The organism is Chitinophaga sp. W2I13 (genome assembly GCF_050434005.1).
Taxonomy (GTDB): domain Bacteria; phylum Bacteroidota; class Bacteroidia; order Chitinophagales; family Chitinophagaceae; genus Chitinophaga.
On the sequence record NZ_JBNPWD010000001.1, the window covers coordinates 3,200,608 to 3,215,163 of the forward strand.

General features: G+C 46.9%; 14 protein-coding genes. 9 read left to right on the forward strand and 5 right to left on the reverse strand.

Annotated elements, in window-relative coordinates; translation table 11 throughout:
• Window positions 1-17 precede the first annotated feature (17 nt).
• The 7 genes from porV (at window position 18) to QFZ48_RS13260 (ending at window position 7,874) form a co-directional block, all read left to right on the forward strand.
• Window positions 18-1,190: a type IX secretion system outer membrane channel protein PorV gene (porV, locus tag QFZ48_RS13230; RefSeq protein ID WP_429042292.1), complete on the forward strand. Its 1,173-nt coding sequence runs from the start codon at window positions 18-20 to the stop codon at window positions 1,188-1,190.
• Between the two features lie 123 nt (window positions 1,191-1,313).
• Window positions 1,314-1,802, forward strand: coding sequence for a 2-C-methyl-D-erythritol 2,4-cyclodiphosphate synthase (gene ispF / locus QFZ48_RS13235; RefSeq protein WP_429042290.1), 489 nt, complete (start codon window positions 1,314-1,316; stop codon window positions 1,800-1,802).
• 37 nt (window positions 1,803-1,839) lie between these two features.
• Window positions 1,840-2,283, forward strand: coding sequence for a dUTP diphosphatase (gene dut, locus QFZ48_RS13240; RefSeq protein WP_429042288.1), 444 nt, complete (start codon window positions 1,840-1,842; stop codon window positions 2,281-2,283).
• A 3-nt stretch (window positions 2,284-2,286) separates the two neighbouring features.
• Window positions 2,287-4,023 carry a tetratricopeptide repeat protein gene (locus QFZ48_RS13245; protein ID WP_429062581.1) on the forward strand — a complete coding sequence of 579 codons (1,737 nt, stop codon included), beginning with the start codon at window positions 2,287-2,289 and terminating at the stop codon, window positions 4,021-4,023.
• Between the two features lie 24 nt (window positions 4,024-4,047).
• Window positions 4,048-4,884 (forward strand): DUF4292 domain-containing protein, encoded by an 837-nt coding sequence (locus QFZ48_RS13250; RefSeq protein WP_429042285.1) that lies wholly within the window; start codon window positions 4,048-4,050, stop codon window positions 4,882-4,884.
• Window positions 4,885-4,974: 90 nt separating this feature from the next.
• Window positions 4,975-6,411: a murein hydrolase activator EnvC family protein gene (locus tag QFZ48_RS13255; protein ID WP_429042282.1), complete on the forward strand. Its 1,437-nt coding sequence runs from the start codon at window positions 4,975-4,977 to the stop codon at window positions 6,409-6,411.
• Window positions 6,412-6,524: 113 nt separating this feature from the next.
• Window positions 6,525-7,874, forward strand: coding sequence for a murein hydrolase activator EnvC family protein (locus QFZ48_RS13260; RefSeq protein WP_429042280.1), 1,350 nt, complete (start codon window positions 6,525-6,527; stop codon window positions 7,872-7,874).
• On the opposite strand, the gene bshA is transcribed toward QFZ48_RS13260, so the two are convergent.
• On the reverse strand, window positions 7,871-9,010 hold the full coding sequence (gene bshA, locus QFZ48_RS13265; protein ID WP_429042277.1) for an N-acetyl-alpha-D-glucosaminyl L-malate synthase BshA: 1,140 nt from the start codon (window positions 9,008-9,010) through the stop codon (window positions 7,871-7,873). The genes QFZ48_RS13260 and bshA overlap by 4 nt on opposite strands.
• 180 nt (window positions 9,011-9,190) lie before the next feature.
• On the opposite strand from bshA, the gene QFZ48_RS13270 reads away from it, so the two are divergent.
• Entirely contained in the window at window positions 9,191-10,564 is a 1,374-nt protein-coding gene (locus QFZ48_RS13270; protein WP_370908459.1) for a M20/M25/M40 family metallo-hydrolase, read from the forward strand.
• Window positions 10,565-10,587: 23 nt separating this feature from the next.
• Window positions 10,588-10,977, forward strand: a complete 390-nt coding sequence (locus tag QFZ48_RS13275; RefSeq protein WP_370908458.1) for a hypothetical protein — start codon at window positions 10,588-10,590, stop codon at window positions 10,975-10,977.
• A gap of 40 nt (window positions 10,978-11,017) precedes the next feature.
• On the opposite strand, the gene QFZ48_RS13280 is transcribed toward QFZ48_RS13275, so the two are convergent.
• The 4 genes from QFZ48_RS13280 to upp form a co-directional block, all read right to left on the reverse strand.
• Window positions 11,018-11,731, reverse strand: coding sequence for an SAM-dependent methyltransferase (locus QFZ48_RS13280; protein ID WP_079471054.1), 714 nt, complete (start codon window positions 11,729-11,731; stop codon window positions 11,018-11,020).
• Window positions 11,731-12,495, reverse strand: a complete 765-nt coding sequence (locus QFZ48_RS13285; RefSeq protein ID WP_370908457.1) for an EI24 domain-containing protein — start codon at window positions 12,493-12,495, stop codon at window positions 11,731-11,733. The genes QFZ48_RS13280 and QFZ48_RS13285 overlap by 1 nt, the downstream gene beginning before the upstream one ends.
• Before the next feature lie 190 nt (window positions 12,496-12,685).
• Window positions 12,686-13,699, reverse strand: coding sequence for a PorP/SprF family type IX secretion system membrane protein (locus QFZ48_RS13290; protein ID WP_429042274.1), 1,014 nt, complete (start codon window positions 13,697-13,699; stop codon window positions 12,686-12,688).
• Window positions 13,700-13,868: 169 nt separating this feature from the next.
• Window positions 13,869-14,522 carry a uracil phosphoribosyltransferase gene (gene upp, locus QFZ48_RS13295; RefSeq protein ID WP_370908455.1) on the reverse strand — a complete coding sequence of 218 codons (654 nt, stop codon included), beginning with the start codon at window positions 14,520-14,522 and terminating at the stop codon, window positions 13,869-13,871.
• Between the last annotated feature and the right edge of the window lie 34 nt (window positions 14,523-14,556).

Below are 14,556 nucleotides of genomic sequence, written 5' to 3' on the forward strand. Positions count from 1 at the left end.
TCAAATACAAAATCTGCATGATCCGAAAGGTAACAATGGGCCTTGTGTTCATTTACGGTACTTTCATAAGTTTACAAACCTCAGCTCAAATTCCTAATCCCGGGCAAACAGATGGTCGTACCAACACCATCAATACCGCGGTTCCTTTTCTGAGAATTACACCGGATGCACGCAGTGGAGCCATGGGCGACGTGGGAGTGGCAATATCGCCGGATGCATCTTCTATTTATAACAATCTCTCCAAACTTCCATTTGCGGAAAAAAATGGCGGTTTGGCAGTAACTTATACCCCCTGGTTAAAAGAACTGGTAAACGACGTTTTCCTGGCTACCGTATCCGGCTATACCAAGCTGGACGAACAACAGGCCATTTCCGGTTCCTTAAGATATTTTTCTCTTGGAACAATCAATTTTACGGATGTTACAGGTACGCCTACCGGTGATTTTCGCCCGCGTGAATTTGCACTGGATGCAGGTTATGCCCGTAAGCTGTCGGATCATTTTGGTATTGGCTTAACCGCCCGTTATATTTACTCCAACCTGGCCGGCGGACAAAGCAACGGTAGCGTTAGCATTAAGCCGGGTAAAGCCTTTGCAGCCGATTTATCAGGATTTTATACCAAAGATTTTGAGAAAGATGACGGCCTGGTGAACAGGTTGAACATTGGTATGGCCATTACGAACATAGGTACCAAGATTTCCTACACCAGTTCTGCCGCCAATAAAGACTTCCTGCCCACTAACCTGGGTATCGGTACCGCCTATACGGTGGCACTGGACGAAGCGAATCAGCTGACCTTTGCCTTGGATATCAATAAATTACTGGTGCCTACCCCGGATTCTGCCGGACTATATAAAGAGAAAGGTACACTCGAGGGAATATTCAGTTCCTTTGGCGATGCCCCCATCAAGGAAGAAATGCAGGAACTGATGTATTCTATTGGTATGGAGTACTGGTACAACCAGCAGTTTGCAGTAAGGGCAGGCTATTTCAACGAAAACAAGAACAAAGGAAACCGCAAATATTTTACGGCGGGTATCGGTGTTAAGTACGATATCTTCGGCCTTAATTTTTCTTACCTGGTTCCTTCAGGATCAGGAATACAACGTAACCCGCTTTCCAACACACTGCGCTTCACGCTCACATTCGACCTGGGGCCAAGAGATGAGGAAAGCCGGACAGGATGGTAACACATATTTAGTCGTTTAATGATATAAAATAATTATCCGCTTTAATCCCTCCGCAAAACGGGGGGATTTTTATATTTATTGACTTACCTTGCGGATTGGCAAAATGATTAAATTATTACAAATATGAGTAGGATACGTATAGGATTGGGAGTAGATTTCCATCAGCTGACAGAAGGACGTGAATTCTGGCTTGGAGGCGTATTGGTACCACATCATAAAGGAGCGCTGGGGCACAGCGATGCCGATGTATTGTTACATGCTATTTGTGATGCCATGCTGGGAGCGCTTTCCCTGGGAGATATCGGGGTGCATTTCCCGGATACCGATAACACTTACAAGAATATCGACAGTAAAATATTATTAGCACGCTGCGCGCAGCTGATCGGGGAAAAGGGATACCAGGTGGTTAACGTAGACAGTACCCTGTGTTTGCAGGCGCCTAAAATAAAGGCATACGTGCCGGAAATGCAGGCCGTGATTGCCAAAATCCTGCATGTGAGTACAGAGGACGTGTCTGTAAAGGCAACTACTACGGAAAAACTGGGCTTTGTTGGTCGTGAAGAAGGGGTCACAGCCCATGCGGTAGTACTGCTGGAGCATATCACCCAGTAATTCTTCATTCATAATTATTTTAAAATATCTTTGTTCAATGGCGGATATCATTGTGAAAATAATCAATAAGTCGGGTAATGAATTACCAGCTTATGCAACGGCAGATGCGGCAGGAATGGACCTCCGCGCACATTTGGAAACAGCAGTTACCTTGCAGTCGCTGGAAAGGATGCTGATCCCTACTGGTTTATTCATGGAACTGCCGACCGGATATGAAGCGCAAATCCGCCCCCGTAGCGGTTTAGCCATTAAACAGGGACTTACGCTCCTGAATACGCCTGGCACGATAGATGCAGATTACCGGGGAGAGATTAAAATTATAATGATCAACTTATCCAACGAACCGCAAACCATACAACCCGGCGACCGTATTGCTCAGATGATCATTGCTCCCTTTGTTCAGGCGGTCATTGAACCGGTAACCGTGCTGACAGAAACCGTTAGAGGTGTGGGAGGATTTGGACATACCGGTAAATCCTGATAAATGCGGATATACTTCACCGTTATAGGGCTGGCTGGTATTTTATTAATGGGAGCCTGTAGTGGTGCCAAATCATCAGCATCACGTAAAGACACTTCCGTTAATAACGCCGCTGTGCTGTCACAGCGGGCTGATAGCCTCTTTTTTGCCGCCCAGCGCTCTAAAATGCTGGGTGACTACCGTACGGCTATTACCCAGTATGCCGACTATCTGCGGCTGAATAAAAATAATCCCACCGTTAATTATGAATTAGCCCGTCTTTTTATAGAAGTACAAAACGCCGGTAATGCGCTCATCTTTGCCCGTCGCGCTGCGGCGCTGGACCCGCAGAACCATTGGTTCCAGGTAACCCTCGCGGACGCTTACGCGGTGAATGAAAAATTTGACAGCGCGGCCTATGTTTTTGAGGGCCTTACCAGCAGATACCCTGATAACGAAGATTATCTTTATAACAAAGGAATTTTACTGGCAAAAGCCAATAAGCCCGCCTCTGCACTGGCTGCATTTAATGAGCTGGAAAAGAAGGTGGGCATAGTGGAAGAACTCATTTACCAGAAACAGAAGCTGCTGCTGAAAATGAGCATGGTGGATGATGCAGCCACAGAAATAAAGAAGCTGATTACTCAGGAGCCAGAGGAAATCAGGTATTATTACCTGCTGGCAGAAATATACGATGCTAACGACCGTGTGCCGGAAGCCGCGGAAGTGTATCATACCATTCTCTCTAAAGATCCTGATAATCCAAGAGCCCTGATAGCACTGGCTTCTTACGCGAAGAAAAATAACGACACCGTTACTTATTGGAACAATCTTACCAAGGCATTTGCCAATCCGGGTTACAGCATCGATGAAAAAGTAGCTTACGTATATCCGTACCTGCAAATGATGAACACGGATACCACCAAGCTGGAAGAAGGGTTGCACCTCACTTCCCTCATCATTAAAGCGCACCCGGCGGATGCCAAAGCATATGCGCTCCGCGGTGATATGTTTTCACAGGCCGACATGCTGGACAGTGCGGAGGCAAGCTATAAAAAAGCCCTGAGTCTGGATGACAGCCGTTTTTCAGTGTGGTATCAGCTGATGTGGATCTATTCCCGCAAGGATGATCCCACCGCCTTGCTGGCACTCAGCAACAGTGTAACCGGTAAGTTTCCGAAAGAATTTATGGGCTACTACTTTAAAGGAGTAGCCAGCTTCCTGCTGCAACAGTATCCCGCTGCGATCAATTCGTTGAATACCGCATTGGATATAGGTAACGGGGAGAAGAAATTCCTGGGAGATATTTACTCCCTGCTCGGCGATTCCTACCATGCTACCGGGCAGCACCGGCAGTCGGACAGCAGCTACGAACGCGCCTTACTGCTCCGCCCGAAAGATGCGCTGATCATGAACAATTATAGCTACTATCTTTCGTTAAGAGGAGAGAACCTCGAAAGGGCAGCAGAAATGTCGAAACAATCACTGGAACTGGAACCGGAAAGTCCAACCTACATGGACACCTACGCCTGGATCCTTTTCCGCCAGGAAAAATTTGCAGAAGCAAAAGAGTGGATCGAGAAAGCTTTGCAATACCCCGAAGCACAGAAAAACCCGAACGTGCTGGAGCATTACGGTGATATCCTGTTTAATCTGAAAGAAGTTACCAAAGCAGTGGAATACTGGCAAATGGCTAAAGATAAGGGAGCATCCTCTGTAGACCTTGCCCGTAAGATCGCTGAAAAAAGATATATTCAATAAGCATTTGCTATAAGTCATCGCTCAATGAAGAGAAAAATAGAAGTCACACTTTTAATTATAACGATCGGTTTGGGAATGATGGCCTGCCGCCATCCTAAAAAGCTGGCCCGTACTACATTCCCCGCCGCCGATACCAATCGGGTAACCCTGGGAAAAGATAGTTCAACGAATGAAGAACTCACCCGTTTTACCAGCGAAATGCTGAAAGGTATTCATGCCAATCATATTGAGTTTAATACTTTTTCCGCTAAAATGAAGCTGGCATTTGAAACAGACAAGAAGAGCCATAATAACCTGAATGCTACTTTCCGTATAAAGAAAGACAGCATCATATGGATATCTGTTTCCGCGCCGATTGTAGACGAAGTGATCAGGGCAGTCATCACACCAGACAGTCTGAAGATGTATAACCGCCTGGATAAACAATTATTTTTACGGAAGATGTCGGACGCGGAGCAATTGCTGAATATCCCGTTTGATTTTAATACCCTCCAGGATATGTTGATCGGCAACCCGGTATATCTTACGGATTCCGTATACCAGGTAGTGAAAACGCCGGCTATTATTTCTTTCAGCTGCGATCATGCAAAGTTTATCAGTCTCTTTAACGTCTTTGCGGATGACTACGGATTGCAGCAAAGCAAAGTGATGGATAAAGACAGTACCGGTACAGTGAAACGTTCCTGTGAGCTGACCTACGGAGACTACACAAAAGTGGCCGGCCGTAAATTCCCCACTACGCGCCGTATTTACATCGAAGAAAAGAACGTGACTAAAGTTGCACTGGACTTTACACGTTATGATTTTGATGTGCCGCTCACCTTCCCATTCAGCACGCCTGCCAGCTATAAACGTATGTAAAATGTTAATTGCGTAAATGTCGTCTTCATTAAACTAATAAACGTTGTATATTTATTTAATTTGCAGTTACTAAATTAAGTCATGTTGTATTTGAAGAAGATTATCCCGTTTATGTTGGTGCTATGGTTAATGCCAGCCATGTTGGTTGCTCAGAATACTGGGCAGCAGCAACAATCGCGGGAAGAACTGGAGCGAAGAAAGAAAGAGCTGCAAAGAGAAATAGATGAGGCAAACGAACAACTGAAGGAAACCAAGAAGTCTACGAAAGAGAGTCTTGGTCAACTCCGTGCATTGCGCGACAAGATCACGCTGCGCAGCCGTTTGATCAATAACATCAACGAAGAGATTAACTTTATCAATGGAGATATCAATACTGCTGCACGGGATGTAAAAACCCTGCAGAAAGACCTCGATACCCTGAAGGCCCAGTATGCCCAGCTGGTGATCTACGCATATAAAAACCGGTCCTCTTATGATATGCTGAACTTCGTGTTTTCCGCGGAGAATTTTAACGATGCAGTAAAGCGTTTTCAGTATTTAAAGCAGTACCGTGAATACCGCCGCCGGCAGGCAGATAATATTGTGTCTACACAGGATCAGCTGAATCAGAAGATCCAGAACCTGGAGTCGCAGCGCGTGAGGCGTTCTGATGCACTTAAAACGGAGCAGGAACAACGCAGCACGCTGGAAATAGATAAGAAAGAGAAAGATGAAGTGCTGAATAAGCTGAAGGGCCGTGAGAAGGAGCTGGTAACCGATATTAACCAGCGTAAGAAAGATGCCCAGAAAGTACAGCTGGCGATTAGAGCGGTAATCCGCCGGGAAATAGAAGAGGCGCGCCGTAAAGCGATAGAGGAAGAAACGGCCCGCCGCAAAGCCGCGGAAGAAAAACGCCGCCGTGAAGAAGAAGCCCGCAAGGCCGCCGCACTGGCTGCTGCCGAGAGAGCAAAAGCTGCGGCTGCCAATAATAACAATAGCAATGCTGCCAATACGCCACCGCCGCCACCGCCTCCCCCGGTGAAAGCGCCGGAGCCTGCACCGGAACCTGAAAAAACAGCGACCACCCGTACAGAAAACGTGCTGGAAGCCACTCCCGAAGCACTGGCATTGTCAGAAAGTTTTGAAGCCAACAGGGGTAAATTACCGTGGCCCGTTGATGCCGGTAATATCATCGAGCATTTTGGTATACACCAGCATGCGGTAATGGAACATATCCAGGTGCCATCCGATGGAATTGTGATTGCCACTAATAAGGGCGGCGCCGTGAAATCTATTTTCGACGGGGAAGTGAAATCAGTAGTAGTAATGCCGGGATCAGGATATGTAATTATTATTCGTCACGGACAATACTTTACTACGTATGTACGTTTGCAAACTACCCGTGTGAAGAAAGGCGATAATGTGAAAACGGGGCAGGTAATTGGTACTGCCAGCACCAACGATATTGAAAATACCGGTGAAGTGGAGCTGCAGATCTGGAAAGGCATTACCAAGCAGAATCCTGAGCAATGGATCAGGAGAAGATAATTTAAACATAGCTGAAACTATACGAGATAAAGCTGAAAGCATTTAAGGGTGCTTTCAGCTTTGCGCTTACTAACCAAATGCATTTTTTTTTGAGAAAGTTGATCCCTCTTTTGATGGCTCTGTGGCTATTGCCTGCGCTGTTGTATGCTCAGCGGGGCAGCAGGCAATCGCGCGCGGCACTTGAAAGCCGTAAACAGGAGCTATTGAAAGAAATAGAAGAAGCAAATAAATCCCTGCAGCAAACAAAGAAATCCACCCGGCAAAATGTAGCCCTGCAGCGCGAGCTGCTGCAAAAAATCTCCACCCGCAATGCGCAGATAGTTAATATTAACAAGGAAATCAGTTCAATAGAAGGAGACATCAGCAATACTAACAGTAACGTACAAACGCTGGAGAGGGAAGTGGATTCTCTCAGGGCAAGGTATGCGCAGCTGGTGGTGTACGCCTACAAAACCCGTGATTCGTATGATGTGCTGAATTTCTTTTTTTCTGCCACCAGTTTTAATGATGCCATCCGCAGGTATCAATACCTGCAGCAATACCGTGAAAACAGGCGCCGGGAAGCGGAAAGCCTGCTATCCACCAAAGCGTTGCTGGGAGAAAAGCTGACTGCATTACAGCAGCAACGGGCACAGAAAACAGGTGCGTTGAAAACAGAACAACGGCAGCGGATAGATTTGCTGGAGGATAAAAAGGAAGCAGATAAAACCATTGCCCAGCTGAAAGACCAGGAACAGGAACTACAGCAGCGCATCAATAAAAATAAAGCTGAAGCCCGGCAGGTAGACAGGGCTATCCAGGATGCCATCCGGCGGGAAATAGCTGCTGCGCAGAAAAAAGCGGCGGCCCAGGCGCTGGCCCGTAAAAAGGCGGCTGATGCCCGGCGGCGCGAACAGGCTGCCGCCCGCAGAAGAGCCGCTATTGCTGCGGCAAAGAAAGCGGGTAAGAAAGCACCGGTAAAAGTAGAGAAAGAAGAAGAGGAAGAAGACGATGCGCCGGTAGCTAAAACTTCCAGTGAAGATGCGCTGGTAGCCACTCCGGAAGCACTCAACTTGTCGCGCGATTTCGAGGCAAACCGTGGCCGCCTGCCCTGGCCCGTAGATGCTGGCCGTGTTACAGGTCATTTCGGCGCCGGCAGGGTTGGTAAAATTGATGTGGATCACAATGGCACCATCATCGCAACGGCTAGGGGCGCCGCAGTGAAAGCCATTTTTGACGGGGAAGTAATTATGGTATTTATGGTACCAGGCGCAGGGTATATGGTAACCCTGCGCCATGGAAAATATTTTACCAACTATGTGAGATTACTGGATATCCGTGTCAGCAAAGGAGCATCTGTAAAACGTGGTCAAACATTGGGTGTGGCCGCACCGGGTGCAGGTAGCAATACCGGGGAAATAGAATTACAGATATATCGCAACATGGTGAAACAGAATCCGGAAAAATGGATACGTGCCCGTTAAAGCAGCTGCACCTGTTTTTGCAGTACTTCTTCGTATAAAGCTTCGTATTGTGGAATGATATTATCGATATGGAAGCGTTGCGCCTGTTCCCATGCTCCCTGTCTTACCTGCTCCAGTAATTTTTCATCTTTCAGCAGTTTGATCGCATGGGCAGCCATTCCGTCCACATCGCCTACATGGCTCATGTAACCGGTTTGCCCGGGAATATTGATTTCCGGTAAACCGCCCGCGTTGGAGGAGATCACAGGCACCCGGGCAGCCATTGCTTCCAGTGCCGCCAATCCAAAACTTTCATATTCTGACGGCAGCAGGAACAGGTCACTGATCGACATTACATCTTCCAGTTGCTCCTGTTTACCTACAAATCTTACATCATCACAAATCCCCAATTCCCGGCAAAGACATTCGATAGACGGCCTGTCGGGGCCATCGCCTACCAGCAAAAGTTTGGCCGGCAGTTCTTTACGTACCTGGGCGAAGATCTTTACCACATCAGGTACTCTCTTTACCTTACGGAAGTTGGATACGTGCAGCAGGATCTTTTCGCCGTTGGGAGCTATGGCCTGCCTGAAATGAGGCAGTTCCCGGCGGCTGAAGCGCTGGGTATCCACAAAGTTGTAGATTACCGTGATATCCTTTTCTATCGGGAACGATTTATAGGTTTCTTCCCGCAGGTTCTCAGAAACCGCCGTAATAGCGTCCGACTCGTTGATGGAGAAGGTAACCACCGGTTCGTAGGTTTTATCCTTACCCACCAGGGTGATATCTGTACCGTGAAGCGTAGTGATAAAAGGCACGGTTCTGCCATGTTTCTTCACGATCTGTTTGGCCATATAGGCAGTAGAAGCGTGAGGAATGGCATAGTGAACGTGCAACAGGTCCAGTTTCTGATTAATGATAACGTCCACCATCGTACTGCTGAGGGCAGATTCATAAGGAGGGAAATCAAAAAGTGGATATGTAGGAACCTGAACCTCGTGATAATATATATTAGCGTGAAATGCATTAAGCCTTACCGGCTGTTGATATGTAATAAAGTGGACCATATGGCCTTTGTCTGCCAGGGCTTTCCCCAGCTCTGTGGCCAGCACCCCACTACCACCGTAAGTAGGGTAACATACTATTCCTATGCGCATGAGTTAATTTTTTGCATTCTGCAAAGGTACTAAAAAGCAGAACGATATCACATAATGCATAGGGGAGTGGGATGAGCGGTAGCCGGAGGGGAGTTAAACAAAAGAGTTGACAACTAGATACCTTTATGCTTTGCTCCTTCAGCTTTTTTAGTAGTTTTAACCATAAATTAACCTGCTGCAATGAGAAAATCTATAATGCCAATTTTGTTAGCCTGTACCCTGCCGGCCCTGGCAGTGGCGCAGGAGAAGGATTCAGTGACGTTGAGGAAATTAGCGGATGAAGTATTAACCCACAGCACTGCCTACGAAAACCTGCGGATCCTCACGAAGCAGATAGGCGGCCGTTTGGCCGGGTCTCCACAAATGGTGAAAGCCGAAGACTGGGGCGTAAAGGCGCTAAAAGCGGCCGGTGCAGACACCGTGTATCTCCAGGAGTGTATGGTGCCGCATTGGATCCGGGGCGCAAAGGAAGAAGCCCGTATCATCTCCAAACGCCGGGATTTCATACCACCGCTGGAAGTACTGGCCCTGGGTAACTCAGTGGGCAGCGGACCGGATGGCGTAACCGCGCCGGTACTGGAAGTGGCTTCTTTCGACGACCTGGAAGCAAAGAAAGACCAGGTAAAGGGGAAGATCGTTTTCTATAACTATCATTTCAACCCTACCTTCATAAAAACATTTCATTCTTATGGCGATGCCGTAAAGTATCGTGGCCAGGGCGCCAGCCGGGCCGCTAAATACGGTGCGGTGGCAGTGATTGTAAGATCTATGACGCATGGCGCCAATAATTTCCCGCATACCGGGGCGATGCAGTACGACAGCGCCTATCCTAAAATTCCGGCGGTGGCTATCGGGTTGGAAGATGCAGACCGTTTGAGCCAGCGCCTGAAAGATGATAACAGTGCCAGCGTGTTTCTGCGTACCAATTGCGAAATGAAGAAGGATACCATCGGGCATAATGTGATCGGGGAACTGAAAGGCAGCAAATACCCGGATCAGTACATCACGGTTGGCGGCCACCTCGATTCATGGGATGTAGCAGAAGGTGCGCACGATGACGGTACCGGTTGTGTACAATCCATCGAAGTGCTGCGCGCCTTTAAAGCACTGGGCATGAAACCGGAACATACGCTGCGCGTAGTACTGTTTGCCAATGAAGAAAATGGTACCCGTGGAGGTAAGAAATATGCGGAACTAGCCAAAGCCCGCCAGGAGAAACACGTTTTCGCCCTGGAAAGCGATGCCGGCGGCTTTACGCCACGCGGCTTCACTACCACTATGGACGCGCCCCTAAAGGCAAAAATGAATAGCTGGAAGCCACTTTTTGAGCCGTATGGTATTTATGATTTTGAAGAACCGGGAGGCGGGGTGGATGTAGGCCAGCTGCATGAAGCAATTGGTACGCCAATGGCTGAACTTTCTCCTGATTCGCAGCGTTATTTTGATATCCATCATGCGGCGAACGATGTGTTTGAAGCGGTGAATAAAAGAGAACTGGAATTGGGTGCGTTTGGTATGGCGGGTTTCATTTATCTTGTAGATCAGAATTTCTGATCATCCATCACTAAAAACTAACTATGGGTCGGTTTGTCTTTATCATTGTATCTGTTATTATACTGGTACTGGGAGGTATTTTCTTCTATAAATACTATTTTGTTTTCGGACAGGGCGTTAAAGCCGGGGAGCTGAATTATTTTGTGCAGAAGGGATACATCTTTAAAACCTATGAAGGCAAAGTGATCCAGTCGGGCTACCGGGGCAAGGTAGCCGGTACTATCCAGTCGAACGAATTTGAGTTTTCCGTGAGCAGCGAACGGATTGCGCAGCAGCTGATGACGGCCAGCGGGAAAATGGTGGAACTGCACTACAAAGAGTACCTGGGAGCCATTCCATGGAGGGGATACAGCGCATTTATTGTAGACAGTATTATTTCTATCAAGGAGCCGGTGAAGTCGGAACTGCCTTAAAAATATAAAGGGGAATTACGGTTTCGTAATTCCCCTTTTTTTATTCGTTGCCCGCATACAGCAGGAAAATAGCCGGTCGTTTATGAAGATCAGGTAATTGTTTCTTCCACTCCTTTACCGTTTTGGTTTTAATATACTCCGTTGGCGCGGTGATATCTGCCGCGATACAAATCTGCGTATAGTCCTTACAGTTATCCAGTATATCTTTCAGCAACTGGTTGTTGCGGTAAGGTGTTTCAATAAACAATTGTGTTTGTTTTTTCTTTTCCGATTCCTGTTCCAGTTCCCGGATCATCTTTGTTCTTTCGGGTGGTTTGATGGGAAGGTATCCTACAAACTGGAAGTTTTGTCCGTTCATACCGGAGGCCATGAGGGCCAACAGCATGGAGTTGGGGCCAATCATCGGGATTACCCTGGCATCGATGCTTTGTGCCAGTTTTACGATGAGGTGGCCGGGATCAGCGATAGCAGGGCATCCGGCTTCGCTGAGGATGCCAATATCTTTTCCTTCGAGCAGTAATTTTTTTGCCAGTACCAGGTCGGGCGCCTGGTTTTCATTCATCAGCAGGAGTTGCAGGTTATCTATCACGATGTTTCTGTCCAGCGACTTCAGATACCTGCGGGCTGTTCTTTCATTCTCTACATAAAAAACAGATAATTGCTGCACGATAGCGGTTACATAAGCGGGAATGCTGAATAGGGCGTCGGCGCTCAAAACAGTAGGAACCAGGTACACTTTGCCGGTGGTATTCATTATTTCAGTCTTTTTGTTTGTAAGTCAATAGTAGCTGCAATTACAGCATAGGAGGGCGCCAGCATCCAGCCCAATACGGGGATGAGCATAAACAGGTAAAATACCATTCCATTACCGATGGCCATGCCACGGTGCTGGCGGATAAAGTTGATGCTTTGCGACATATTCAAACGATGCCGTTCACAGCTGTAATCCATCATGGAGAAGCCATAAAAATAGGATTCGATAAAGAAGCCCAGCATCGGGGTGAGCCAGCCGATCACGGGTATAAAGGAGATCAGCAGCAGGATGAGTATAGCGGCTGTTTGATAAACAATATTGCGGCACGACATTTTGATCCCGCGCAGGATATCCTGGCCCAGCTGCGACCAGCTGAAAGGGAAGTCTTTATGATCCAGTATGGCTTCTGTCTTCTCAGATAAATAAGAAAACACGGGAGAAGCTACTATCAGGAACAGGTATTTAAAGTAGGAGAAGTACCAGAATACGAATACAATGCGGACAGAAAACGCGACAAGTATAAAAAGAAAACTTACCCAGCTGCTTTCCAGGTCCTGTACCCATTCTGTGATATGCAGCAGGCGGGTGAGATATTCTACAAAGTCGCCCGAGTAGCCCCACACAAAGTAAAAGCCTGCAAAAAATAACAGGCAATAGATCACGCCCGGAATCAGGATCCATTTCCACAATTTATGCTGTAATATGAATTGATGGGCTTTCCCGTAAGACTGGATCGCCGACAGTACTTCTCTGAATGAAAACAACGCCTGATATTTTATTGTAACTGAATTGGTTTTTCCTGGTTTTTATGAAAGAGTAACGAAACTAACGCAAAATTAACAATGATTATCATGATTTTAAATGATTATCCTGATTTGGGAGATTATAGCATGTCAATTTTGTTGCTATGATCTCCCAAATCAGGATAATTATTTTATCAGGAAAGCCATTGTCCTAGAAACGTGGACAGAGCGTTTTGTATTTATTATTTTCGTTCCGGGTGTGGATATAGATCAGTGAAATTTCGAGGCCACCGCGGTAATTGGAGGCTGGTTTCAGGCTGGATACGTTGGTGTCGTAGGTAAGGCCTATCTGGAAGCCTTTTATTTCGAGGCCCACATAGGGGATAACGGCATCTTTCAGGCGATACCAGCTACCCAGGTAAAAAGTGGTGGGATTATCGTCCATGTCGTTAAGCATGAAGCCATAGGCGCCACCAAAGGTGAATTCAGACGCAGTACTTTGTTTCATGTACAGGATACTGGCATGAAACCTGTCTTGCCCGTTTACCGGAACAGAACCGCCCCCGTGTAAGGTCCAGCGGTAGCTGAGCCTGTTCTGGGTAAGGTTCATGAATGATTCGGTAGGTTGGGTAATATGATAATAGGAAGCGCCCATGTAAATATTGGATGCTTCGCCGATTAAGCCATTGTAGAGGATCCCGATGTTGGGATCGAAGTAGGAAATTTTTGGATTTACCAGCGTTTCATTGCTGGGAATCATAGGGTTATACCCGTTGTTGTCGATCTGGTTTTCAAACTGCAGTTTGGTATTGTCTATTCTTTTCTGCACCAGTGTACCCTGTAAGCCGATGGCCAGGGTATGATTGCCTTCCGGATCCAGGCCTTTGTGATAGGCTGTGCTGAAGGAAAGGTAGCTGGAGGTGAGCGCACCACCGCCGCTTCTGTCGTACATCGCCATCAGGCCCACGCCCCAGATATCGGTATAAGAAATAACGTTTTTCAAAATGCCGAAATCAATGGCGGCAGTACCTGTTACAAAGGGAGTGGAAATGCTCCTCCATTGTGACCGGTAGTTACCGGATAATCGATAATCTCCTGAAAATAAACCTGTAAACGCTGGGTTAAGGGTTAGCGGCGACGCAAAAAACTGCGAAAAGTGCGGGTCCTGCCCCCGCAAAGGATTAAAATAAAGTAATATGGCCAGGAATAGTAAAGCTCTTTTCATATCATTAAGCTTAAAGCATAGGGTATTATGCAATACGGGTGAAGGTACACTAATTAAATCATATATCAAATTAAATTCATGTATAAGCGATCCGGTCCTGCAAAAAACAAATAGCAGCTTTGTACTTTTAAAGATACAAAACTGCTATTCGTAAAACGATTATTCGAGGTTATTGTTGTAATTTATTTCCGAAAGCCAGATCGCCGGCATCTCCCAGCCCCGGTACTATATAGCCTTTAGCGGTTAATTCGTCATCAATATCACCAGCCCAGATGGTTAAACTTGCTTTGGTATTGCGTAATACATATTCGATTCCTACGGTACAGGCAATAGCGACCACCAGGTGGATATGACTGGGTTTACCTATTTCCTCAAGGTGTTCTATCGTTTTTACCAATGAAGAGCCGGTGGCCAGCATCGGGTCGGAAAGGATGAGTACCTGTCCATCGATAGAAGGAGTACTCACATATTCCAGGCTGATATCAAAAGTGCCGTCGTGATTATGCTTGCGGTAAGCAGAAACAAACGCATGGTCCGCCTTATCGAAATAGTGCAGCAATCCCTGGTGTAATGCCAGCCCTGCGCGTAAGATAGTAGCCAATACCGGTTGTGATTTCAGCACCCGGCAGGTAGCAATTCCCATGGGGGTAGTTACTTCCTTTTCTTCGTAGCTCAGTGTTTTACTGATCTCATATGCAGCTACTTCTCCCAGCCGTTCCATATTACGCCGGAAGCGCATACGGTCCTGCTGAACATCTATATTCCTGATCTCGCTTAACCATTCTCCCACCAATGAATTGGTTTCACTTAAATTGATAATCATGAGCTATCCCTTTGAGGCCGCAAATTACCGAAAA

Excerpts from the sequence above, each read along its gene's own strand:
- porV (WP_429042292.1), top strand. The coding sequence starts at position 18 with ATGATCCGAAAGGTAACAATGGGCCTTGTGTTCATTTACGGTACTTTC.
- ispF (WP_429042290.1), top strand. The coding sequence starts at position 1,314 with ATGAGTAGGATACGTATAGGATTGGGAGTAGATTTCCATCAGCTGACA.
- dut (WP_429042288.1), top strand. The coding sequence starts at position 1,840 with ATGGCGGATATCATTGTGAAAATAATCAATAAGTCGGGTAATGAATTA.
- QFZ48_RS13245 (WP_429062581.1), top strand. The coding sequence starts at position 2,287 with ATGCGGATATACTTCACCGTTATAGGGCTGGCTGGTATTTTATTAATG.
- QFZ48_RS13250 (WP_429042285.1), top strand. The coding sequence starts at position 4,048 with ATGAAGAGAAAAATAGAAGTCACACTTTTAATTATAACGATCGGTTTG.
- QFZ48_RS13260 (WP_429042280.1), top strand. The coding sequence starts at position 6,525 with ATGGCTCTGTGGCTATTGCCTGCGCTGTTGTATGCTCAGCGGGGCAGC.
- bshA (WP_429042277.1), bottom strand. The coding sequence starts at position 9,010 with ATGCGCATAGGAATAGTATGTTACCCTACTTACGGTGGTAGTGGGGTG.
- QFZ48_RS13270 (WP_370908459.1), top strand. The coding sequence starts at position 9,191 with ATGAGAAAATCTATAATGCCAATTTTGTTAGCCTGTACCCTGCCGGCC.
- QFZ48_RS13275 (WP_370908458.1), top strand. The coding sequence starts at position 10,588 with ATGGGTCGGTTTGTCTTTATCATTGTATCTGTTATTATACTGGTACTG.
- QFZ48_RS13280 (WP_079471054.1), bottom strand. The coding sequence starts at position 11,731 with ATGAATACCACCGGCAAAGTGTACCTGGTTCCTACTGTTTTGAGCGCC.
- QFZ48_RS13290 (WP_429042274.1), bottom strand. The coding sequence starts at position 13,699 with ATGAAAAGAGCTTTACTATTCCTGGCCATATTACTTTATTTTAATCCT.
- upp (WP_370908455.1), bottom strand. The coding sequence starts at position 14,522 with ATGATTATCAATTTAAGTGAAACCAATTCATTGGTGGGAGAATGGTTA.